We start from the raw sequence: 22,336 nt of genomic DNA on the forward strand, positions 1-22,336 counted from the left end.
GCAGATCGCTTACACCGCTTCGTTCGGTAACGGCGTGTCGGGCACCATCGCCCTCGAAAACGCGTCGCCCTACCGCAACGCTGGTCTCTACAACACCGGTCTCGCCCTTGCTGCTCCGTTCGGCAGCGGCAACACCAGCGGTGCCTACGGTTCGACGTCGAACTCCTTCCAGGGTAACTCCTACGGCGGCAACCACATTCCGGACGTCGTCGGCAACCTGCGCCTCGATCAGGCCTGGGGTTCGCTGCACTTCGGTGCTGCGATGCACACGATCACCCCGGGTTTCTACACCGGTGCCCTCGCCACCGCGCACCCGGATGACTCCTTCGGCTTCGCAGTCAACGGCGCCATCGAGTTCAAGAACCTGCCGACCGGCGCTGGCGACAGCCTGAAGTTCAACGCCACCTACGCCAAGGGCGCTGCCAAGTACGCCTTCACCGGCGGCACCACCGACACGTCGGGCGGCGGCCGTTTCGCCAAGATTTCGGGCAACTCGCTGGGCTTCGGTTACGTGCTTGACGGCGTGTACGGTCCGGGTGGTCAGGTCGAGCAGAGCGAAGCTTGGTCGATCGTTGGCTTCTACGAGCACTACTGGAACCCGGCCTGGCGCACGTCGCTGTTCGGCAGCTACAGCGCCATCTCGTATGGTGACGGTGGCAACGCGCTGCTCGCCAGCGCCTTCGCACAGACGCGTCCGGCTGGCGTTGTTGGTTCGAACAACGGCTCGCTCGTTGGTTCGACCAACAACTTCGACTTCGCGATCGCCCAGATCGGTACCCGTACCGCCTGGACCCCGGTTAAGAACCTGACCTTCTCGGCTGAATTCACTTATAGCCGCCTCGAGCAGAACCTCGGTGGTTCTCTGGTCGGTGTTAATAACGTGCCGGGCCGTGCAGCCAACCAGAGCTTCGCTGTGCAGGATCAGAACATCTACAACGGTTCGTTGCAGGTTCTGCGCTCGTTCTAATATCGAACGCCTCACGGCAATCGATATCTGAATACAAGACCCCCGGCAGGCAACTGTCGGGGGTTTTTGTTTGGGTGGCGGGTTACAGTTTGCTCGTGCCGGACGGCTCACTGTCGTCGCCCGGCTTGACCGGGCGATCCAGTAGGCATCGGCTGTTGTAGTGTAGCTGAGCGATCGTGCTTGCTGGACCACCCGCTTTCGCAGGTGGTGACACGCGGAGGAGGAGCTACTCGACGCTGCTGCCGCGGCCGCGATGCAGGTCGGCGTCGATCTGCAGCTTGGTGCCGCCGCCGAAGCGGGCGCGATAGACCTGCAGGTTTTCCATGATGCGCTGGACGTAGTTGCGCGTCTCGGCGAACGGAATCGACTCCACCCAGTCCACTGCATCGACATTGGGATCGCGCGGATCGCCATAGCGCTCGATCCATTTGCGCACGCTGCCGCGGCCGGCATTGTAGCCGGCAAAGGTCATGATGTAGGAGCCGCGATAGTCTTCGAGCAGGCCGCCGAGTTCGGCGGCGCCGAGTGCCGCATTGTAGGTCGAGTCGTTCTTCAGCCGCGCGAGATCGTAGGTGGCGCCATGGCGCTTGGCGACATATTGCGCGGCGCTCGGCGTCACTTGCATCAGGCCGTAAGCCTGGGCGGGCGACACGACAGCCGGATTGAATGCGCTTTCCTGCCGCGCGATCGCATAGACCACCGAGGGCTCGACCTGCGGCCCCACCGGCCGATAGCTCGGAATGCCGATGGTCGGATAGGCATAGTGATCGAAGGGCAGGCCGCGATTGAGCGCCGCCTTGCCGACCAGCAGCATGCCGCGTGCATCCTTGTTCTGCGAGGCCAGTTCGCTGAGGCCGAGCACCGCTTCCGGATCGCCGTTCTCGCCGACATCGGCAAAGATCGGAATCGCGATCTCCTTCTCCTCGAGCGCATAGAGCAGCTGCACCGCGCGCACGATCTCGAGCCGCTCGGAGCCACGGGCGCGCGAGGACAGCGAGCCGCTGATGTCGAGCTGCGGCAGGCCGAGCTTGGCGCGCGCCAGCTGGCCGTAATAGCTGGTCGACTGCTCAGCTGCGCGCGTATAGGCCGCGCGTGCTTCCGAGCTGCGGCCGGCGGCTTCCGCAGCGCGGCCCTGCCAGTAGCCGGCGCGGGCCAGCGCGGTGGGATTGACACTGCCGACGCCGATGCGCGCGAAATGCTGCGAGGCTGTTGCTGGATCTCTCAGGAAGCGCAGTGCGATCCAGCCGGCGGTGAATTCCTGTTCGGTCTTGTAGATGTCGCGTGCGGGCAGGGCCGCGTCGCGTGCCACTACGTAGGCGGCGCGATGCTCACCCACGTCCAGCAGTTTTCGCGACAGCAGACGGCGTTCGATCCACCATTCGTCGAGATTGTGCAGGCGATTGATGTCGCGCGGCACGGAGGACATCAGCCGCGCGGCCTCCGCGAAGCGCTCATCGCGCCGCAGCTGCTGCATCCGGCTGAACAGGTAGCCGGGGTCGCTGTGCAGTTCATGCGGTACGGCATCGAGCAGCGCCTTGGCATTCGATGCCTTCTTGGTAACAGCGATGCGTGCGCGCGCCAGCGCCATCTGTGCACCGCCGAGGCGTTTTGCCGAACGCAGGCCCGGCTCGCCATCCGCGCCATAGAGCAGCATGTCCATGCGTGCCTTGTGGTCGCCGGGCGTGATCAGCGCGCCGAACATGTCGATCGCCATGTTCTCGGTGTCGCCGGAGATCGGATCGTTGCGCCAGGCGTCGCGGACGAGGCGCTCGGCGCTGGCGCGGTCGCCGCGCGCGAGCAGCGACTTGGCGAGGGCGAACTTGCCCTTGGCCGAGATCGGCTTTTCATCGGCGAAATAGGACTGGATCGCGCTGTCGTCGCGGCGGTCGTCCCACAGCGCGGCTTCGCTGCGGCGGCGCATGAAGGTCTGCGACGGCCAGCTCGGATTGGCGGCGATGAAGGCGCGATAGCGCTCCACCGATGCGCCGTTGTTCTCGCTGCGCAGATAGATCCACTCGCCGAGTTTTCGCGCGACGGGATCGCCGATGGTCTGTGCGACCTGGCCGGCTTCGCCGCTCTTGCCCTTGCGGACGAGCTCGATGACGTTTTCCAGCGCCTGGCCGTCGGCCTGCGACGTCGAACTGGTGGCCGCGATGGCAGCACGGGCAGGTGGCGGCTTCTTCACTGCGGGCGGCGCGACGGCGTGCTGGCGCGTGGCCGGCTGGATCGCCGGCGCCGGATTGACGGTGCCCGTCGTGTGTTTCGCCGGCTTGGCGGCGGTCGGCTTGGCGGCAGTCGGCTTGGCAGCATCCGGCTTGCCGGCCGTCTGTTTGGCGGCCGCAGGCTTGGTCGCGCCGGTCTTGGCCGCGTCAGGCTTGGCAGTTGGCTTGGCTGCCGATTTGGTGTCGGCTGGTTTGGTCGCGGCCGATTTGGCCGGGGCGGGCTTCGCCGCCGATTTATCCGCAGCGCCTTTGGCAGCCGCGGGCTTCGCGGCAGCCGGCTTGGCCGCAGCGTCCTTCGCCGCCTGGCTGGTCTTCGAGGTGTCAGCGGTACCGGCCGCGCCGGCTTCCAGCGCCGGGATCGACACGCTGAGCAACAGCGCCAGACTGGCGCGAAGCGCCGTCCGTCGGGCCGCAGGGGATGGGAGCAGTCGCGTCACGCTGTGTCCTCGCGGCGAATCAGAACTTCGCCAGCATTCCCTCGATGTATTTGATTGAAAGGGTGACCAAATCGTCAACGTCCGTCACCTCTGCGCTGTCCTGTGCGCCGCCAGCGCGGCAAAATCGGGGCGGAAACCCCGCAAATCCAGTCCGATAGCGCCCAATGGCGTCTTGGGCGGTCTTTCGCCGCAGCTCCGAAGTCGGTAAGACTCGCAGTCCATTCAATAGGTTCAAGCAGACGGCGGAAGCCGCATCGCGTTCGGAGCAGACCATGGCAGCCACCAAGACGATTTTCCGGGGGTCCTACACCGCTCTGGTCACCCCGTTCAAAGCCGGTGCGCTGGACGAGGAAGCCGTTCGCGCCCATGTCGCCTGGCAGATTTCCGAAGGATCCCACGGCCTGGTTCCGGTCGGTACCACGGGCGAGAGCCCGACCTTGAGCCATGAGGAACATGCCAAGGTCGTCGAATGGTGCATCGACGAATCCAACGGGCGCTTGCCCGTGATCGCCGGTGCGGGCTCGAACTCGACCCGCGAAGCCGTGGCGCTGGCGAAGCATGCCGAGAAGGCCGGCGCCGATGGCGTGCTGGTGGTGACGCCTTACTACAACAAGCCCACCCAGGAGGGCATGTATCAGCACTTCAAGGCGGTGAATGACGCGATCGGAATTCCGATCATTATTTACAACATTCCCCCGCGCTCCGTGGTTGATATGTCCGTCGAGACCATGGCGCGCCTGTACGAACTCAAGAACATCGCCGGTGTGAAGGACGCCACCGCCGATGTTGGCCGCGTCTCCAAGCAGCGCCACGCCATGGGCCCGGATTTCATCCAGCTCTCGGGCGAGGACATGACGGCGCTGTCCTACATGGCCGCCGGTGGCCATGGCTGCATCTCCGTCACCGCCAATGTGGCGCCGAAGCTCTGCGCCGAACTGATGGAGCTGGTATTCAAGGGCGACTATGCCGGCGCGCTGAAGATCCAGGATCGTTTGACGCCGCTGCATGACACCATCTTCAAGGAGCCGGGCCTTGCCGGTGCCAAGCATGGTCTCAAGCTGCTCGACCGTGGCGACGAGAGCGTGCGCCTGCCGCTGCTCCCGGTCACCGAGCCGACGGGCAAAGCCATCCGCGCTGCCATGGTGCATGCCGGGCTGATCAACTAGAGCGTTTTCAAGCGAAGTGGATCCGGTTCGCGTCAAGAAAACGCGCCAAATCAAAGCTAGATACGATCCATTGGACGCTGCGTGACTTTGGTCGCATCATCATTTCATCGGTTGCGACCGACTGATGTTTTGAAATGGAAAGGGATTGCGCATGCTGAAGGAATTTCGTGATTTCGCCATGAAGGGCAACGTTGTCGATCTCGCCGTCGGCGTGATCATCGGTGCGGCCTTCGGTGCCATCGTGTCCTCGATGGTGGCCGACATCATCATGCCGATCATCGGCGCCATCACTGGCGGCCTCGATTTCTCGAATTACTTCACCGGACTGTCGAAGTCCGTGACTGCGACCAATCTCGCCGACGCCAAGAAACAGGGCGCCGTGCTGGCCTGGGGCAGCTTCCTGACGCTGACGCTGAATTTCATCATCGTCGCCTTCGTCCTGTTCATGGTGATCCGCGCCATGAACACGCTGAAGCGCAAGGAAGAGGCCAAGCCGGCCGAGCCGGCGAAGCCGAGCGCCGAAGTCGCGTTGCTCACTGAAATCCGCGACCTGCTCAAGACGAAAGCCTGATTTGGCGCGCGGGCAGGGCGTTCCTATATTGGTGCCTGGCACCGAAAGCATGAGATGGCCGAGAAGAACGAACGCCCGATCAAAGTGATCGCCGAGAACCGCAAGGCCCGCTTCAACTACGCCGTGGAAGACACGGTGGAGGCGGGCATTGCGCTGACCGGCACCGAAGTGAAGTCGATCCGCAACGGCAAGAGCACGATCGCGGAATCCTACGCCGATCCCAAGGACGGCGAGATCTGGCTGGTCAACGCCAATATCCCTGAATATCTGCAGGCCAACCGCTTCAACCACGAGCCGAAGCGCCCGCGCAAATTGCTGCTGCATCGCAAGCAGATCAACAAGCTGATGGGCGCGGTGGAGCGCCAGGGCATGACGCTGATCCCGCTGAAAATGTATTTCAACGAGCGTGGCCGCGTAAAACTTCAGCTCGCCCTCGCCAAGGGCAAGCAGCTGCACGACAAGCGCGCCAGCGAGAAAGAGCGCGACTGGGGCCGTGAGAAGGGACGTTTGCTCAGGGCGCGGGGATAAAGCCGTATTGCCGGCCTGCAACGAATGAGGACGCGATGAACCAACCGAACCTCACCGATGTCGACTGGAGCAAGATTCCGGCCCCCGAGGACGATGGCGCGGCAGCGCATCTGGTCGGCATGACGATCCCGTCGCTCGACCTGCGCGCCACCGATGACACCACGGTCGATCTCTCCACGCTGAAAGGCCGCACCGTCGTGTTCGGCTATCCGCGCACCGGCGAGCCCGGCAAGATCGGCCTCACCGACGACTGGGACATGATCCCGGGCGCGCGGGGATGCACACCGCAGACCTGTGCGTTTCGCGATCTGTTCGCCGAGTTGAAGGCGGCCGGCGCGAAACATGTGTTCGGCCTGTCGACCCAGAGCAATGCGTATCAGACCGAGATGGCGTCGCGCCTGCATCTGCCTTTCCCGGTGCTGTCCGACGAGAAGCTCGAACTGACCGATGCACTCAACCTGCCGACCATGGACGTCGCCGATCTCACGCTGATCAAGCGCCTCGCTCTGATCGTCGACGATGACCGCATCACCCATGTGTTCTATCCGGTGTTTCCGCCGGACCGGAACGCGGGCGATGTGCTGGAATGGCTGAGGGCGAATTCGGTGTGAATGACCGTGCGCGATATATGCTCTGCTGTCGTCGCCCGGCTTGACCGGGCGATCCAATAAACACTGGCGGCGATGTCCACTGGGTCACCCGGTCGAGCCGGGTGACGACAGGTGGAGATCACTCCGCCGCCAGATCCGTCTTCACCTTCGCGAACACCGCGCGAAACATCTCCGGTGTCAGCACGCCGGTATTCGTGTTGTAGCGCGAGCAGTGATAGCTGTCGTACAGCTTGAACCTTCCGGCATCATGCACAGCGCCATGCGCGAACGGTGCCGTCACCGCGCGGATGCCGAGCGTCTTCAGCATCGTGTCATGGGCGACGCGGCCGAGCAGCACGATGGCGCGCAGCTTCGGCATCTCGTCCATGGTGGCGATCAGGAACGGCCGGCAGGTGGTGATCTCCACCGGCAGCGGCTTGTTCTGCGGCGGCACGCAGCGCACCGCATTGGTGATGCGGCTGCCGGTCAGCACCAGGCCGTCATCCGGCCGCGCCAGGAAAGTGCCGCTGGCAAAACCGAAATGCAAAAGGGTGTCGTAGAGCAGGTCGCCGGCATAGTCGCCGGTGAAGGGCCGCCCGGTGCGGTTGGCCCCTTGCGCGCCCGGTGCAAGGCCGACGATCAGCAGCTGCGCATCCGGCCCGCCAAACGACGGCACCGGCGCGTTGAAGCCGTCGGGCTCGCGCGTGCGCAGCTCCGTACGATAGTCGACGAGACGGGGGCAGAGCGGACAGTCGCGGCCGGGGTCTGTGGAAGTGCCAGCGGAGATCGTGGCTGCGACCACCGCCGGCTGTTGTCGACTCAGTTGCGTCCGAGTCAGTGCCTTCGAGATTTCAGTCTTCGAAATCGTCGTCGCCTCGCGGTGCCACGGTGGCCGAGCGCTGCAGGAATTGCGGCGTCTGGTGGCGCGGCTCGCGTGGAGCAGGGCGCTCGGCCGGGTCGCGGCCGATCTTGCTCTGCAATTCCATCAGATCCGTGAACACGTCGGCCTGCCGGCGCAGTTCGTCGGCGATCATCGGCGGCTGGCTCGAAATGGTCGAGATCACCGTGACGCGCACGCCGCGACGCTGAACCGCTTCCACCAGCGAGCGGAAGTCGCCGTCACCGGAGAACAGCACGATCTGGTCCACATGTTCGGCGAGCTCCATGGCATCGACAGCGAGTTCGATATCCATGTTGCCCTTCACCTTGCGCCGACCGGACGCATCGATGAACTCCTTGGTGGCTTTCGTCACCACGGTGTAGCCGTTGTAGTCCAGCCAGTCGATCAGCGGACGAATCGACGAGTATTCCTGATCTTCGATGATCGCCGTGTAATAGAAGGCGCGGACAAGGGTTCCGCGGCTCTGAAATTCCTTGAGAAGGCGCTTGTAATCAATGTCAAAACCGAGCGTCTTCGCCGTCGCATAGAGATTGGCGCCGTCGATAAAGAGCGCGATCTTGTTAGAGGATTGAGACATCAAGTTTTCTCATAGGTGTTGTTGTCATTGTGGTTTTTGGCGCAACGAGGTTTCGTCGCACATTTGCATCAAGTCGTAGTCCGCCTTCTGGCAGATCGGCCCGACCATACTTTCACGCAATTGAAGAGGAGAGCGATAAGCTCATCTTTTTGCAGTTGCAATGAAGCCTTTTGGTGTCCCAAATGGTGGCGGAAAGGCCATTATTTAATGGTAGCAAGCTGTTATATCCAAGGGTCTTTTGAGGGTAACATAGTCCCGCTCAAAACAAAACCATGAAGCTGGATTCTAATTTCGTTCTTGCGCTGCGTGCGAAGCCGCTATACCTAGCGCCAAACAATCCTTATTTCCGGTCCCTCATCCAACGGAGCGACATTTCATGGCGCGCGTCACCGTAGAAGATTGCATCGACAAGGTCGACAATCGCTTCGATCTGGTCCTGCTGGCAGCACACCGTGCTCGCATGATCTCGTCGGGCTCACAACTTACGATTGATCGCGACAACGACAAGAACCCCGTCGTGTCGCTGCGTGAGATCGCTGACGAGACCATCTCGCCGGAAGACCTCCGCGAGGAGCTGGTGCATTCGCTGCAGAAGTTCGTCGAAGTGGACGAGCCGGAAGGTGATACCGTGCCGCTGATCGGCTCTGCCGGCGCCAGCGTCGATGCCGACGACACCGAAGTCGCTGTCGAGCGCATGACCGAGGAAGAGCTGCTCAAGGGCCTCGAAGGCCTGGCTCCGCCGGAAGAGCAGCCGGAAGAAGACGAGTAAGCTGTTACGCTTCACTCTTCTGCCATCACAGTTTCGCGCAAGGCCCGGACCGCAAGTCCGGGCCTTTGCATTTGCGGGACGTTTCGGGGCAAATTATCTGCTTGGTTGGAGTCGAGATCGACTCGACAGAATTGAGGAAGGCAATGGCGACGTCGCGCCGTCAGTCACGGCAGATGCAGGCAGCTAACGAGACCACCGCGGTTCCACCGGCACGCGTGGAAGGGCCGGCTGTGCCCGCCGCTCCCGGGACAACATCAGCCCCTGATGCAACTTCTGCTGGCAAGCGCAGCGCGCGCGGCCGCATGATGCGCCAGTATGATTTGGTCGAGCGGGTGCGTGCCTATAACCCGCAGACCGACGAGGACCTGCTCAACCGCGCCTATGTCTATGCCATGGTCGCGCATGGCGAGCAGACCCGCGCCTCCGGCGATCCCTATTTCACCCATCCGCTCGAAGTCGCGGCGATTCTCACCGACCTCAAGCTCGACGACGCCACCATCGTGGCGGCGCTGTTGCACGACACGATCGAGGACACGGAAGCGACCCGCGCCGAGATCGACAAGCTGTTCGGCCCCGATATCGGCGCGCTGGTCGAGGGCCTCACCAAGCTGAAGCGGCTGGAGCTCGTCTCGCGCGAGGCCAAGCAGGCCGAAAACCTGCGAAAGCTGCTGCTCGCGATCGCCGATGACGTGCGCGTGCTGCTGATCAAGCTCGCCGATCGTCTGCACAATATGCGGACCATGGAATTCATGCCGCCGGCCTCGCGCCGCCGCATCGCCGACGAGACGCTCGACATCTATGCGCCGCTCGCCGGCCGTATGGGTATGCAGGCGATGCGCGAGGAACTGGAAGAGCTGTCCTTCAAGGTGCTCGACCCCGACGCCCATTTGGTGGTGATGCAGCGCCTCGATACGCTCACCGAGCGCAATCGCGACCTGATCGGCATGATCGAGACGCATCTGTCGAGCAAGCTGCAGAAGAACGACATCAAGGCGCGCGTCAGTGGCCGCCGCAAGAAGCCGTTTTCGATCTGGACCAAGATGAAGCGCAAGTCGGTCGGCTTTGAGCAGCTCTCCGACATCTATGGTTTTCGCATCGTCATCGACGATCTCGAATCCTGCTACCGCGCGCTCGGAGTCGTGCATACGACCTGGCCCGTCGTGCCCGGCCGCTTCAAGGACTACATCTCGACGCCGAAGCAGAACGACTATCGCTCGCTGCACACGACCGTGATCGGCCCCGGTAATCAGCGTGTCGAATTGCAGATTCGCACCGAGGAAATGAACCGCATCGCCGAATACGGTATTGCCGCGCATGCGTTCTACAAGGAAGGTGCGGGGTCGCCCAACGAGCGGCTGAAGCGCGAGTCCAACGCCTTCGCCTGGCTGCGCCACACCATCGGCATTCTTTCGGAAAGCACCAATCCGGAAGAGTTTCTCGAGCACACCAAGCTCGAACTGTTCCACGACCAGGTGTTCTGCTTCACGCCGAAGGGCAAGCTGATCGCATTGCCGCGCGCGGCGAATGTCATCGACTTCGCCTATGCCGTGCATACGGATGTCGGCAACAGCGCGGTCGGCTGCAAGATCAACGGCAAGTTCGCGCCGCTATCCTCCGAACTGCAGAACGGCGATGAAGTCGAGGTGTTGACCTCGAAGGCGCAGCAGGCGCCGCCGGCCGCGTGGGAATCCCTCGCCATCACCGGCAAGGCGCGTGCTGCGATCCGCCGCGCCACGCGCACCGCGATGCGCGATCAATATGCGAGCCTTGGCCGCCGCATCGTCGAGCGTCTGTTTGCCCGCGCCAAGATCGAATATGCCGACGATCAGCTGAAGGGCGCGCTGCCGCGCCTCGCACGCACCTCCATCGACGACGTGATGGCTTCGGTCGGCCGCGGTGAACTCCGTGCCGCCGATGTCGCTCGTGCGATGTATCCCGACTACAAGGAAGAGCGCGTCGGCGGGCGTTATGCCGCCAACAAGAAGAGCACGGCCGACAAGGTGCGCTCGGGCGAGGGCGCCGGCAAGTTCACCTCGGTGATCTCCATCGGTGGCGTGAATTCGGATCTTCCAGTGCGCTTCGCGCCCAATGGCGGCGCCGTGCCGGGCGACCGCATCGTCGGCATCGTCACGCCGGGCGAGGGGATCACCATCTATCCGATCCAGTCGCCGGCTTTGCGCGAATTCGAGGAAGAGCCGGAGCGATGGGTCGATGTGCGCTGGGACGTGGATGACAGCTCGCCGCAGCGTTTCCCCGCGCGGCTTTTCCTGCAGAACGTGAATGAGCCTGGCTCACTGGCGCAGATCGCCCAGGTGATCGCCGATCACGACGGCAACATCGACAATATCAGCATGCACCGCCGCTCGCCGGACTTTACCGAGCAGACGATTGATCTCGGCGTCTATGACCTCAAGCATCTCAGCGCGATCATCGCCCAGCTCCGCGCAAAGGCGGTCGTGGCGAAGGTCGAGCGGGTCGACGGGTAGGCGCGCCGCTGCGCGTGGTTTCTCCCTCCCCGGAGCGAAGCGAATGGGGAGGGTGGCGCGTAGCGCCGGGTGGGGAGCCCCGCATGACGTCGAAGTTTGAGGAGGCACCCCACCCGTCTCGAAGCTCGCTGAACGCTCGCTTCGATCCACCCTCCCCACGGCGCCGCTGCGCGGCTTGGGGGAGGGATAAGAACCGCGCTTTGCCAAAATGTTCCCATTTTGTTCTTGACAAAATTCCCATCTCCGCCATACTCGCTCCCGTCTTGTTCGGTGAGGGGCGTTCTCATGAGACGTCTTTGAACGGAGCGAGATGCGGCGCCTGCGGGCCGGGGGAGGACGTATCCACCAGCACTCGGGTGGTCGGAGGTCACCGTCCGGGCCCAATAAGGGGCTCTGCCGCTAGTGCGCGGCTGGACGCGGTGCGGGCGAAGACGGAGAAATCCGTCGGATGAATCCCTTGCGAGGGATTGCCCAGTACCCGGAAGAACGGTCCTTCGACTAGCAAGACGTCGCGGTGGCGCGCCGTAAGGCGTTGCGCGGTCCGGTCTCGCTGGCGATCCAGCGTCGAGCGGGCAGCGTTCAGTCCACCCAAATGCGCCTTGCGGCGCGCTGCCTCCCCTCATGTCTGGAGGGGAGATCTGCTCACACCTCGGACGCCCCCAGGGCGCCGCGAGATCGCGAGCTCGTGTCACGCCATTGTCGCTTGCGAGCCCACCAATTCCGGAAATCCTGCTCTCCGCTTTTGTGAGGGCTCGCCGACCAGATTGGCAAACTGCTTCCAGGCAAGCGAAAAGCTCTGCAACAGTTTTGCGTCCATTCCGCACAATGAAATTCACATCCGCAGCGTGAAATGTTGTCGCTTGCCAAGGCGGATTGGAATCGTCAGAAAAAACTGAACTGGGACGAAACACCAAGCGGAGAGACGATTGAGTATCAAGGGCAAGGCCTATATCGCGGGCATCTATGAGCATCCGACGCGCCACGCGCCGGACAAATCCGTCTGGCAGCTGCATGCCGAAGTCGCCAAGGGCGCGCTCGAGGATGCGGGCCTGACCAACAAGGACGTCGACGGTCTCTTCATCGCCGGCGATGCCAATGGCGGCCTCTGGCCGATGACCGACTATCTCGGTCTCAAGCCACGCCATGTCGATTCCACCGAAACCGGCGGCTGCTCCTACATCATCGCGCTCGGCCATGCCGCGCAGGCGATCGCGCTTGGCAAGTGCTCGGTCGCGCTGATCACGCTCGCCGGCAAGCCGCGCACCTCGCCGCCGGCGCCGCGCGCGCAGGGCGCCGAAGCCGATTTCGAAACCGCTTTCGGTGCGACCACGCACAATGCCTATGGCATGGCCGCGATGCGCCACATGCACGATTACGGCACGACGTCCGAACAGCTCGCCTGGATCAAGGTCGCCGCCTCGCATCATGCGCAATACAATCCGCATGCGATGCTCAAGGACGTGGTCACCGTCGAGGACGTGCTGAACTCGCCGATGATCTCCGACCCGCTGCGCCGCATGGATTGCTGCGTGGTCACCGACGGCGGCGGCGCGCTCATCGTCACCACCGAGGAAATCGCCAAGAGCCTGAAGAAGCCGCTGGTGCGCCTGATCGGTCACGGCGAAGCGATGAAGGGCCCGCGCGGCGGCAAGGATCTCGACCTCACTTATTCGGCCGGCGTGTGGTCGGGTCCGCGCGCCTTCGAGGAAGCGGGCGTGACGCCGCAGGACATGAAATATGCGTCGATCTATGACTCGTTCACCATCACCGTGCTGATGCAGCTCGAGGATCTCGGCTTCTGCAAGAAGGGCGAGGGCGGCAAGTTCGTGTCCGACGGCAACCTGATCTCGGGCGTCGGCAAGCTGCCGTTCAACACCGATGGCGGCGGGTTGTGCAGCAATCACCCGATCAATCGCGGTGGCATGACCAAGATCCTCGAAGCCGTGCGCCAGCTGCGCGGCGAAGCCCATCCGAAGCTGCAGGTCCCCAATTGCGACCTCGCCATTGCTCACGGCACCGGCGGCCTGCTCGGCGTTCGCCATGCTGCCTCGACCGCCATTCTGGAGCGCGTGTGATTATGACTGAAGCCAAGAAGTATCCGACCCCGCAGGGCAATCCGGAAACGCAGCCGTTCTGGGACGCGGCCAAGGACGGCAAGTTCCTGATCAAGCGCTGCACCACCTGCGGCGACGCGCATTTCTTCCCGCGCTCGATCTGCCCGTTCTGCTTCTCCGACAAGACCGAGTGGGAAGAGTCATCGGGCGAGGGCGAGATCTACACCTACAGCCACATGCGGAAATCGGCGACCGGCCCTTACGTCATCGCCTATGTGACGCTGAAGGAAGGCCCGTCGGTGCAGACCAACATCGTCGACTGCGATCCGGCGACGGTGAAGATCGGCCAGAAGGTGAAGGTGGTGTGGAAGCCAACGGATGGCGCACCGCTGCCGTTCTTCACGCCGGCCTGACGACCATATGCTCAACTGTCGTCACCCGGCCGTGCACGCAATTGCGCGCTAGGACCGGGTGACCCAGTAAACGCCGTAAGGCCTTCATATACTGGATCGCCCGGTCAAGCCGGGCGATGACAGGCAGAGTTAGAAACCTCAACAAACAAAAATCCGGGAGCCAGCAATGCCAATCGTCTACGAAGAGCTGATGGCGATGAAGAACATCGGCCAGAAATATGCCTGGACCGACCGCGAAGTCATGCTCTACGCCTATGGTATCGGCATGGGCGCCGATCCGATGAACGAGACCGAACTCGCTTTCGTCAATGAAGGCACCTATACGCCGCGCCCGCTGAAGGTCGTGCCGACCTTTGCATCGGTCGCAGCATGGGGCTCGGGTCCCGGCGACATGAAGCTGAACCGCGTCATGGTCGTCGACGGTGAGCGTGATATCACCTTCCACAAGCCGATGCCGGTTGAAGCGAAGATCACGGCCGACTCGACGGTGCTCGGCGTGTTCGACAAGGGCGCCGACAAGGGCGCCGTGATCCTGCACCAGACCATTTTGCGCGATGAGAAGGGCGAAGCTCTTGCAACGCTCGTGGCCTCGCGCTTCGCCCGTGGCGATGGCGGTTTCGGCGGCCCGTCCGAAGGCCAGCCCGAAGCGCACAAGGTGCCGAGCCGCGCGCCCGACAAGACCATCGACATCACCACGCGCCCGGATCAGGCGCTGGTCTATCGCCTCTGCGGCGACCGCAATCCGCTGCATTCCGATCCGGAATTCGCCAAGAAGGCCGGCTTCCCGCGCCCGATCCTGCACGGCATGTGCACCTATGGCATCACCTGCCGCGGCGTGCTGCAGACCTTTGCCGACTACGATCCCTCCGCCTTCAAGCAGCACGGCGCGCGTTTCTCGTCGCCGGTGTTTCCGGGCGAGACGGTGACCATGGACCTGTGGAAGGACGGCAACGTGGTGTCCTTCGAAGCCAAGGTGAAGGACCGCGGCGTCACGGTGATCAAGAGCGGCCGCACGGTGCTGGTCTGACCTGTCATCCCGGCGAACGCCGGGATCCATACGCGCGGTCAGAGTAGTTGGAATTATATCGATGTGGCTCAGCACGGCTTGAACCACATCTTCGGAGGTTATGGATCCCGGCGTTCGCCGGGATGACAAAGAACAAACAAAACCACAACAGGGAGCACGCCATGGGTCTTCTCGACGGCAAGGTTGCCATCATCACAGGCGCCGGCGGCGGTCTGGGTGAAGCCTACGCCAAACTCTTCGCGCGCGAAGGCGCGTCCGTGGTCGTCAACGATCTCGGCGGCCCGCGCGATGGCTCCGGCGCCGATGTCTCCATGGCACAGCAGGTGGTCGATGGGATCACGAAAGCCGGCGGCAAGGCCATCGCCAACGGCGCCGACATCTCCACGACAGCGGGCGGCCAGTCTGTCTTCGACGATGCCATCAAAGCCTTCGGCAAGGTCGATATCCTCGTCAACAATGCCGGCATTTTGCGCGACCAGAGCTTTGCCAAATCCACGGAAGAGGCGTGGGACAAAGTGATAAAAGTGCATCTCAAGGGCACTTATTGCGTCACCAAACCCGTGTTCAATTTCATGCGTGACCATGGCGGCGGCGTCATCGTCAACACCTCGTCGACATCGGGCCTGATCGGCAATTTCGGCCAGAGCAATTATGGCGCAGCGAAGGGCGGCATCTGGGGTCTGTCCAATGTCCTGGCCATCGAAGGGCGCAAATACGGCATTCGCATCTGGACCCTGTCACCGGGCGCGCTGACGCGCATGACGGCCGACCTGCCGCGTTACATCGAAAATCCCGGCGCAGCCCTCGATGCCGACGGCATCGCGCCGGCGGTGCTCTACATGGTCAGCGATCTCTCCGGCGACCAGACCGGCAAGGTGCTCGGCGTCTCCGGCCCGCGCGGCGTGCGCGAGATGAAGATGATGGAAATGGAAGGCTGGACGCCGCCGCTGGACAAGCCATGGAGCGCGGAAGATATCGCGACCCATGCGGCCGAGATCTTCTTTTCGGACGCCGATGCGAAGCAGGGCGCGCGCCGGTTCTGAGCGATGGCGCCGTTGTCGCTCACACTGCGTGCTGCGCGGCCCGATGAAGCCGGAGCGCTGACCGAACTGTGCATGCGCTCCAAGGCGGTGTGGGGTTATGATGCCGCCTTCATGGCGGCATGCCGCGATGAACTCACCATCACCTCCGCGATGATGGCGCGGACCATCCTCCGGATCGCGGAGAGCGAGGGGCGGATGATCGGCATGGTGCAGCTCGATCTCGCCGGTGCGGTGGCCGTGCTGGATAAGCTCTATGTCGATCCGGCGGCGTTGCGGAGCGGCGCGGGGCGGGCGCTGCTGCAATGGGCGATGACCGCGGCGCGCGAAGCTGGTGCCGGCACGATGGCCATCGACGCCGATCCCGGCGCAGCGGCGTTCTACCGCCGCATGGGCGCGGTGGATGATGGCGAGGCCCCGTCCGGCTCGATCCCCGGCCGCATGCTGCCGCGGCTGGTTCTGCCGCTTTGAAGCGCCGCGGCGCGGTGATAGGGTGCCGCGTCTTTTTCGCTCCGACTTCGCATAAGGGTTCCCATGAAACTGACGTCCAAAGCTGCCGGTACCTTCGCCATCGCGCCGACCCCGTTCTTCGATGACGGCCGGATCGACGACAAATCCATCGACAGCCTGATCGATTTCTACGCCTCGATCGGCTGCGACGGCGTCACCGTGCTCGGCATTCTCGGCGAGGCGCCGAAGCTGGAAGCTGCGGAATCGGAAAGTGTCGCCACCCGTTTCATCAAGCGCGCCGGCGACAAGCTGCAGATCATTGTCGGCGTCTCGGCGCCGGGCTTTGCCAGCATGCGCTCGTTGGCGCTGAAATCGATGGATGCCGGTGCTGCCGCCGTCATGATCGCCCCGCCGCCGCATCTGCGCACCGACGACCAGATCACCACCTATTTCAAGCAGGCATCGGAAGCCATCGGCGAGGACGTGCCGTGGGTGCTGCAGGACTATCCGCTGACCCTGAATGTCGTCATGACGAATGCCGTGATCCGCAAGATCGTCATGGATTCAAAATCCTGCGTGATGCTCAAGCATGAGGACTGGCCGGGCCTGGAAAAGATCACCGCACTGCGCGGTTTCCAGAAGGATGGCTCGCTGCGCGAACTCTCGATCCTCACCGGCAATGGCGGCACTTTCCTCGATTTCGAGATGGAGCGCGGCGCCGATGGTGCGATGACCGGCTATGCCTTCCCGGAAATGCTGATCGACGTGGTCAACCTGTCCAAGAAGGGCGAGCGCGACAAGGCGCATGACCTGTTCGACGCGCATCTGCCGCTGGTGCGCTACGAGCAGCAGCCGGGCGTCGGCCTGTCCGTGCGCAAATATGTCCTGCAGAAGCGTGGCATCATCGCCTCCGCCGCGCAGCGCAAGCCGGGTCCGGTAATGTCGGCGCCTGCGAAGGCCGAGGTCGATTACCTCCTCTCGCGTGTCGCCCGCTACGACAAGCGTGCGAACCTGCAGCCGCAGTCGAGCGCGGCGGGATAGTTACACACACTGTCGTGGCCGGGCTTGACCCGGCCATCCAGTTTTAGGTGTGGCGACGTCAAAGATGGGTGTCCGGGTCAAGCCCGGGCATGACAGAGAAGAACAACAGGCATCGCAGAATGCCGACAGGGAGAAGAAATACATGCCGCACGAGCCCGGCGCCGTCCGCCCAGCCTCGACCATCCTGCTGCTCCGCAAGGGCGAAGCCGATCCCATCGATGTCTTCATGATGGTGCGGCACTATCAGATCGAATTCGCATCGGGGGCGCTCGTGTTTCCCGGCGGCAGCGTCGACGTCGGCGATCACGAGATCGCCAAGCGACCGGAACTGCATGACGGCGGCGACCATCTCGATGCCGGGGCGCTGGCGTTTCGCATCGCCGCCATTCGCGAGACCTTCGAGGAAAGCCGTATCCTGCTCGCACGACCGCATGGTTCGAAGGAGCTGATTGCCGCCACAAAGGCGAGCGCCATCGCGGATCAGCATCGCGATGCGCTCAACGAGGGCAAGGTGAAGTTTGCTGACATCATCGCCGAGAACGATCTCGAACTGGCGGTCGATCTCCTCGTGCCCTATGCGCACTGGATCACGCCGGAAGGCATGAAGAAGCGGTTCGATACCTGGTTCTTCCTCGCCGAAGCGCCGCCCGAACAGGTCGGCATGCATGACGGCAAGGAGTCCACGGACTCCATCTGGCTGTCACCGCGCGAGGCGCTTGATGGCGGCACGAGCGGCCGCTTCACGCTGCCATTTCCGACCACGCGCAACCTGATCAAGCTCGGCAAGCAAGGCAGTGTCGCTGCGGCGATGGATGAGGCGCGCACGAGCAAGGTCGTCAGCGTGATGCCAATCGTGACGCGCGACGGCGACAAACGCCAACTGCGAATTCCGATCGAGGCGGGGTATGACGGCGACGTGTTCGAGATGACGGGTGTGCCGTAGTTCTCCGTCATTGCGAGGAGCGCAGCGACGAAGCAATCCAGTTCTTCCTTGTGGCTTTCTGGATTGCTTCGCTGCGCTCGCAATGACGACAATTCTTACCCCGCTTTCGCCTGCACCGCATTCTCCCAATACGGCCGCCGCAGCTCGCGCTTCAGCACCTTGCCGGCGCCTGAGAGCGGAAACGGCTCGCTGCGCACCTCCACGCTGCGCGGGCATTTGTAGCCCGCGATGCGATCACGACAGAACGCGATGATCTCCGCCGCATTGACCTGCGCATCCGGCTTCGGAATCACGAAGGCATGCACCGTCTCGCCCCAATGCGGATCCGGGATTCCGATCACGGCGCATTGCGCCACGGCCGGATGCTGGGTGATCGTGTTCTCGACCTCGATGGAATAGACATTCTCGCCGCCGGAGATGATCATGTCCTTCATGCGATCGACGAGATAGATATAGCCTTCCTCGTCCATGTAGCCGCCGTCGCCCGTATGCATCCAGCCGTCGATCACGGCCTTCGCGGTTTCCTCGGGCCGTTCCCAATAGCCCATCATCACATTCTGGCCGCGCACGGCGACTTCGCCGACGGTGCCATGCGGGACGGGCTGGTGGTCGTTGTCGACGATGCGCGCCTCGCAGCCGATGGCCGCGCGGCCGCAGGCGCGGAGGCGTTTCTTCGCTGCGGATGCCTCGCTGTGGTGCTGCTCCCACGGCAGATGCGTCGCCAGCGGCGACAGTTCGGTCATGCCATAGAGCTGATGGAATTCGGCATTGGGCAGGCCCTTCATGGCGCGCTTCAGCAACGCCTCGTTGATCGGGGAGGCGCCATACATCAGCTGCTTCAATGACGAGAGGTCGTAATTCGCGAAGGACGGATGATCGACCAGCATCTGGATCATGGTGGGCACGATCAGCGTGGCAGAGACCTTCTCGTTTGCGATCGCCTGCATCACCCCTTCGGGATTAAAGGTCCGCACGATCACATTGGTTCCGCCATTGGCGAGGGAGGTGAACATGGCGCCGCCATTGGCCACATGGAACATCGGCGCGGCATTGAGATAGGTCGAGCCGACCGGAATCAGGCCTTCGCTCATCATGTGCAGCGAATTGCTCATGATGTTGCCATGGCTCAGCATTACGCCCTTGGAGCGTCCCGTCGTGCCGCCGGTATAGAAGATGCCCGCAAGCTCCTCGCGCCCGCGCATCGCGTCGGGAACAGGCGTGCTGGTCTCGACCAGCTTGTCGTAATTGTGCGCCTCTGCCGGACCTGCGTCGTCATCGGCATAGATCAGGGTCAGCCCGGCATCCTTGGCGAGTTCTATTCCCATCGTGGCGAAGGCGCTATCGACGACAATAGCGGAAGCGCGGCAGTCGAGCAGGGAGTCGAGGATTTCCGCCTGGCTCCAACGTGTGTTGGTCGGGACGATCACGGCACCGGCCCAGGCGATGCCGAGATAGAGTTCGAAATAGCGATCGGAATTGAGCATCAGCACGGCGATGCGATCATTGTGCTGGATTCCGAGCTTGTGTAGTCCGCCCGCAAGCCGCGCCACGCGATCACCGACCTCGCGCCAGGTGCGGCGACGCTCGCCATCGATGGTGGCGACGACGCTCGGGTCAGTCTGCAACACGCGGCGCAGGCCCTGGGTGATGTTCATGGCATTTCCCTCTCGCTATCCGGATGCTGAACGCATCTCTGTGATGTCGCCGATGATCATAAACACGGCGAAAACATGAGCAAGCATGGCGATGCCGCGCAGCATTGTCAGTGCAATGCAAAACTACAATTGCGCAGATTAGATGCGTTCTGATCTGTTGACGACACACGCACAGCGGGTAACATCTTCGCAGGCCCGTGAGAGGCCATTGGGAGTGAAACGCATGAGAGAACCTGCTCGCCGGGACGCTTCAACGCGTCCGAATGATAGCGACACGCTCATTTCAACGAAGACAATCTCGACAACAAAACTCCTCTGGCGCGGCGCTTCGCTCGCCATCGCGCTTGGCATGACGCTGGGCGGCAGTGCCGCGGTCGCGCAGACCAAGGGTTCGGCCGATCACATCAAGACGGTGACGGGCGCCGTCGACAGCGCGTCGATCAAGGCCAATACGGCGACATCGAAGGACTGGCCGACCTACGGCCTCGATTATGCCGAGACACGTTTCAGCAAGCTCGACCAGATCAATGCGTCCAACGTCAAGGATATCGGCTTGATGTGGACCTACAGCCTGGAATCCATCCGCGGCGTCGAGGCGACGCCGCTGGTGGTGGATGGCATCATGTATGTGACGGCGCCGTGGAGCGTTGTTCATGCGGTGGACACGCGGACCGGCAAGCGCATCTGGACCTTCGATCCCGGTGTCGATCGCGAGAAAGGCTATCGCGGCTGCTGTGACGTCGTGAATCGCGGCGTTGCGCTTTACAAGGGGAAGGTCTTTGTCGGCGCCTATGACGGCCGCCTGATCGCCATCGATGCCGCCAGTGGGCAGAAGGTGTGGGAGAAGGACACGATCACCGATCGCAAGATGTCCTACACCATCACCGGCGCGCCACGCGTCTTCAATGGCAAGGTGGTGATCGGCAATGGCGGCGCCGAATATGGCGTGCGCGGCTACGTCACCGCTTACGATGCGGAGACGGGCGACCAGAAATGGCGCTGGTTCACCGTGCCGGGCGATCCGTCAAAGCCGTTCGAGGACGAGTCGATGGCGGCGGCGGCGAAGACATGGGATCCCGCCGGCAAATACTGGCTCAGCGGCGGCGGCGGAACGGCCTGGGATACGATCACCTTCGATCCCGATCTCAACATGGTCTATATCGGCACTGGCAACGGATCACCCTGGAACAGGCATCTGCGCAGTCCCGCGGGCGGCGACAATCTCTATCTCGGCTCGATCGTGGCGCTGAATGCCGATACCGGAAAGTATCTGTGGCACTATCAGGAGACGCCCGGCGACAATTGGGACTACACATCCACACAGCCGATGATCCTCGCCGACATCACCATCGACGACCAGCCGCGCAAGGTGGTGCTGCATGCGCCGAAGAACGGTTTCTTCTTCGTCATCGATCGCACCAATGGTAAATACATCTCGGCCAAGAATTTCGTCGATGTGAACTGGGCGACCGGCTTTGACGCGAATGGTCGGCCGATCGAGGTGCCGGAGGCGCGGGCGCCGGATAAATCCTTCGACAGTATCCCCGGACCGTTCGGTGCCCATAACTGGCATCCGATGTCGTTCAATCCGCAGACGGGGCTCGTCTATCTGCCGGCGCAAGGCGTGCCGCTCAATCTCACCGGCGAGAAGAAGTTCGTTCAGAACGATCCAGGCCCGTTCAAATATGCGGCGACGACGGGCTGGAATATCGGCTTCACGCTGAACACCGAACAGCCGAAGAACCTGCCATTCGGCCGGCTCATCGCCTGGGATCCGGTGCAGCAGAAAGAGGCCTGGCGCGCTGAATATGTTGCGCCATGGAATGGCGGCACGCTGACGACCGCCGGCAATCTGGTCTTCCAGGGGACGGCCGATGGCCGCTTCGTCGCCTATGATGCGAAAACTGGCGAGAAGCTGTGGGAGACGCCGGTCGGCACTGGTGCGGTTGCTGCGCCCTCGACCTATGAGGTGGATGGCAAGCAGTATGTCTCCATCGCAGTGGGCTGGGGCGGCGTGTTCGGCATCACCCAGCGCGCCACGGAACGGGAAGGTCCGGGCACGGTCTACACCTTCGCCGTCGGCGGCAAGGCGCCGTTGCCGGACTTCACAAAGTACCAGATCGGCAATCTGCTGAAGGGCGTGAAATACGATCCGAAGGATGTGCCGGATGGGACGGCGATCTATGTCAGCGCCTGCGCGGCCTGTCATGGCGTGCCCGGCGTGGACAAGGGCGGCAATGTGCCGAACCTCGGCTATTCCGCCACCGAGACCATCGGCAATCTGAAGGACATCGTCTTCAACGGTCCGTTCAAGGACAAGGGCATGCCGGATTTTACCGGCAAGCTGACCGAGGCCGATGTCACCAAGATCCAGGCCTTCATCCAGGGCACGGCCGATGCGATCCGGCCGAAATGATGGTGTTGCGATGAGGCCGCGGTAGAAACCATGTCGGGCGGTTCGATGTATTCGAGCCGCCCGACAAGTTCCCCCTTGGACGA

19 protein-coding genes are annotated in these 22,336 nt (G+C 62.8%); 15 read left to right on the top strand and 4 right to left on the bottom strand.

Translation table 11 applies throughout. The annotated features are described in order from the left end of the window. A partial coding sequence (locus ACIQ17_RS11915; RefSeq protein WP_398468736.1) for a porin occupies positions 1 to 967 on the top strand: 967 nt, incomplete at its 5' end. A gap of 226 nt (positions 968 to 1,193) precedes the next feature. Here the strand turns inward: ACIQ17_RS11915 and ACIQ17_RS11920 are convergent. Further along, complete coding sequence (locus ACIQ17_RS11920) at positions 1,194 to 3,554, bottom strand: lytic transglycosylase domain-containing protein (protein WP_398468787.1); 2,361 nt, start codon at positions 3,552 to 3,554, stop codon at positions 1,194 to 1,196. A 344-nt stretch (positions 3,555 to 3,898) separates the two neighbouring features. Between ACIQ17_RS11920 and dapA the strand changes: the two genes are divergently transcribed. The 4 genes from dapA to ACIQ17_RS11940 all read left to right on the top strand — a co-directional run bounded on the left by dapA (position 3,899) and on the right by ACIQ17_RS11940 (position 6,502). Then, positions 3,899 to 4,792, top strand: a complete 894-nt coding sequence (gene dapA, locus ACIQ17_RS11925) for a 4-hydroxy-tetrahydrodipicolinate synthase (protein WP_398468738.1) — start codon at positions 3,899 to 3,901, stop codon at positions 4,790 to 4,792. 151 nt (positions 4,793 to 4,943) lie between these two features. Then, complete coding sequence (gene mscL, locus ACIQ17_RS11930) at positions 4,944 to 5,363, top strand: large conductance mechanosensitive channel protein MscL (protein ID WP_398468740.1); 420 nt, start codon at positions 4,944 to 4,946, stop codon at positions 5,361 to 5,363. A gap of 54 nt (positions 5,364 to 5,417) precedes the next feature. Then, positions 5,418 to 5,891, top strand: a complete 474-nt coding sequence (gene smpB, locus ACIQ17_RS11935) for an SsrA-binding protein SmpB (RefSeq protein WP_398468742.1) — start codon at positions 5,418 to 5,420, stop codon at positions 5,889 to 5,891. Positions 5,892 to 5,926: 35 nt separating this feature from the next. After that, complete coding sequence (locus tag ACIQ17_RS11940; protein ID WP_398468744.1) at positions 5,927 to 6,502, top strand: peroxiredoxin; 576 nt, start codon at positions 5,927 to 5,929, stop codon at positions 6,500 to 6,502. 118 nt (positions 6,503 to 6,620) lie between these two features. On the opposite strand, the gene ACIQ17_RS11945 is transcribed toward ACIQ17_RS11940, so the two are convergent. Further along, positions 6,621 to 7,283: a uracil-DNA glycosylase gene (locus ACIQ17_RS11945; RefSeq protein ID WP_398468746.1), complete on the bottom strand. Its 663-nt coding sequence runs from the start codon at positions 7,281 to 7,283 to the stop codon at positions 6,621 to 6,623. 49 nt (positions 7,284 to 7,332) lie between these two features. Next, positions 7,333 to 7,959: an NYN domain-containing protein gene (locus ACIQ17_RS11950; protein ID WP_398468748.1), complete on the bottom strand. Its 627-nt coding sequence runs from the start codon at positions 7,957 to 7,959 to the stop codon at positions 7,333 to 7,335. A gap of 376 nt (positions 7,960 to 8,335) precedes the next feature. Here ACIQ17_RS11950 and rpoZ point away from each other — a divergent pair, with 376 nt between their 5' ends. The 9 genes from rpoZ to ACIQ17_RS11995 all read left to right on the top strand — a co-directional run bounded on the left by rpoZ (position 8,336) and on the right by ACIQ17_RS11995 (position 18,182). Beyond that, on the top strand, positions 8,336 to 8,728 hold the full coding sequence (rpoZ, locus tag ACIQ17_RS11955) for a DNA-directed RNA polymerase subunit omega (RefSeq protein WP_398468751.1): 393 nt from the start codon (positions 8,336 to 8,338) through the stop codon (positions 8,726 to 8,728). A 143-nt stretch (positions 8,729 to 8,871) separates the two neighbouring features. Further along, positions 8,872 to 11,214 (top strand): RelA/SpoT family protein, encoded by a 2,343-nt coding sequence (locus ACIQ17_RS11960; protein WP_398468753.1) that lies wholly within the window; start codon positions 8,872 to 8,874, stop codon positions 11,212 to 11,214. A 926-nt stretch (positions 11,215 to 12,140) separates the two neighbouring features. Then, entirely contained in the window at positions 12,141 to 13,289 is a 1,149-nt protein-coding gene (locus ACIQ17_RS11965; protein ID WP_398468758.1) for a thiolase domain-containing protein, read from the top strand. A gap of 2 nt (positions 13,290 to 13,291) precedes the next feature. Further along, the gene (locus ACIQ17_RS11970; protein WP_398468760.1) at positions 13,292 to 13,681 is read left to right on the top strand and encodes a Zn-ribbon domain-containing OB-fold protein; all 390 of its coding nucleotides are present in this window, start codon (positions 13,292 to 13,294) and stop codon (positions 13,679 to 13,681) included. A 166-nt stretch (positions 13,682 to 13,847) separates the two neighbouring features. Next, positions 13,848 to 14,708, top strand: a complete 861-nt coding sequence (locus ACIQ17_RS11975; RefSeq protein WP_398468762.1) for a MaoC/PaaZ C-terminal domain-containing protein — start codon at positions 13,848 to 13,850, stop codon at positions 14,706 to 14,708. Positions 14,709 to 14,869: 161 nt separating this feature from the next. Then, the gene (locus ACIQ17_RS11980; RefSeq protein WP_398468764.1) at positions 14,870 to 15,751 is read left to right on the top strand and encodes an SDR family oxidoreductase; all 882 of its coding nucleotides are present in this window, start codon (positions 14,870 to 14,872) and stop codon (positions 15,749 to 15,751) included. Between the two features lie 12 nt (positions 15,752 to 15,763). After that, positions 15,764 to 16,219, top strand: a complete 456-nt coding sequence (locus ACIQ17_RS11985; RefSeq protein WP_398468767.1) for a GNAT family N-acetyltransferase — start codon at positions 15,764 to 15,766, stop codon at positions 16,217 to 16,219. 63 nt (positions 16,220 to 16,282) lie between these two features. Beyond that, on the top strand, positions 16,283 to 17,239 hold the full coding sequence (locus tag ACIQ17_RS11990; protein ID WP_398468769.1) for a dihydrodipicolinate synthase family protein: 957 nt from the start codon (positions 16,283 to 16,285) through the stop codon (positions 17,237 to 17,239). A 142-nt stretch (positions 17,240 to 17,381) separates the two neighbouring features. After that, positions 17,382 to 18,182, top strand: a complete 801-nt coding sequence (locus ACIQ17_RS11995; RefSeq protein WP_398468771.1) for an NUDIX hydrolase — start codon at positions 17,382 to 17,384, stop codon at positions 18,180 to 18,182. A 95-nt stretch (positions 18,183 to 18,277) separates the two neighbouring features. Here ACIQ17_RS11995 and ACIQ17_RS12000 read toward each other — a convergent pair whose 3' ends face one another. Beyond that, a complete protein-coding gene (locus ACIQ17_RS12000) occupies positions 18,278 to 19,837 on the bottom strand; it encodes a class I adenylate-forming enzyme family protein (RefSeq protein ID WP_398468773.1) in 1,560 nt (519 codons plus the stop codon). A 349-nt stretch (positions 19,838 to 20,186) separates the two neighbouring features. Between ACIQ17_RS12000 and ACIQ17_RS12005 the strand changes: the two genes are divergently transcribed. After that, complete coding sequence (locus ACIQ17_RS12005; RefSeq protein WP_398468789.1) at positions 20,187 to 22,253, top strand: PQQ-dependent dehydrogenase, methanol/ethanol family; 2,067 nt, start codon at positions 20,187 to 20,189, stop codon at positions 22,251 to 22,253. Positions 22,254 to 22,336 lie beyond the last annotated feature (83 nt).

Origin of the sequence: Tardiphaga sp., assembly GCF_044340795.1 — a bacterium.
In the GTDB taxonomy this organism is placed as follows: Bacteria; Pseudomonadota; Alphaproteobacteria; order Rhizobiales; family Xanthobacteraceae; genus Tardiphaga.

Excerpts from the sequence above, each read along its gene's own strand:
- ACIQ17_RS11975 (WP_398468762.1), top strand. The coding sequence starts at position 13,848 with ATGCCAATCGTCTACGAAGAGCTGATGGCGATGAAGAACATCGGCCAG.
- ACIQ17_RS11990 (WP_398468769.1), top strand. The coding sequence starts at position 16,283 with ATGAAACTGACGTCCAAAGCTGCCGGTACCTTCGCCATCGCGCCGACC.
- dapA (WP_398468738.1), top strand. The coding sequence starts at position 3,899 with ATGGCAGCCACCAAGACGATTTTCCGGGGGTCCTACACCGCTCTGGTC.
- ACIQ17_RS12005 (WP_398468789.1), top strand. The coding sequence starts at position 20,187 with ATGACGCTGGGCGGCAGTGCCGCGGTCGCGCAGACCAAGGGTTCGGCC.
- ACIQ17_RS11980 (WP_398468764.1), top strand. The coding sequence starts at position 14,870 with ATGGGTCTTCTCGACGGCAAGGTTGCCATCATCACAGGCGCCGGCGGC.
- ACIQ17_RS12000 (WP_398468773.1), bottom strand. The coding sequence starts at position 19,837 with ATGAACATCACCCAGGGCCTGCGCCGCGTGTTGCAGACTGACCCGAGC.
- ACIQ17_RS11970 (WP_398468760.1), top strand. The coding sequence starts at position 13,292 with ATGACTGAAGCCAAGAAGTATCCGACCCCGCAGGGCAATCCGGAAACG.
- smpB (WP_398468742.1), top strand. The coding sequence starts at position 5,418 with ATGGCCGAGAAGAACGAACGCCCGATCAAAGTGATCGCCGAGAACCGC.
- ACIQ17_RS11960 (WP_398468753.1), top strand. The coding sequence starts at position 8,872 with ATGGCGACGTCGCGCCGTCAGTCACGGCAGATGCAGGCAGCTAACGAG.
- ACIQ17_RS11995 (WP_398468771.1), top strand. The coding sequence starts at position 17,382 with ATGCCGCACGAGCCCGGCGCCGTCCGCCCAGCCTCGACCATCCTGCTG.
- ACIQ17_RS11940 (WP_398468744.1), top strand. The coding sequence starts at position 5,927 with ATGAACCAACCGAACCTCACCGATGTCGACTGGAGCAAGATTCCGGCC.
- mscL (WP_398468740.1), top strand. The coding sequence starts at position 4,944 with ATGCTGAAGGAATTTCGTGATTTCGCCATGAAGGGCAACGTTGTCGAT.
- rpoZ (WP_398468751.1), top strand. The coding sequence starts at position 8,336 with ATGGCGCGCGTCACCGTAGAAGATTGCATCGACAAGGTCGACAATCGC.
- ACIQ17_RS11950 (WP_398468748.1), bottom strand. The coding sequence starts at position 7,959 with ATGTCTCAATCCTCTAACAAGATCGCGCTCTTTATCGACGGCGCCAAT.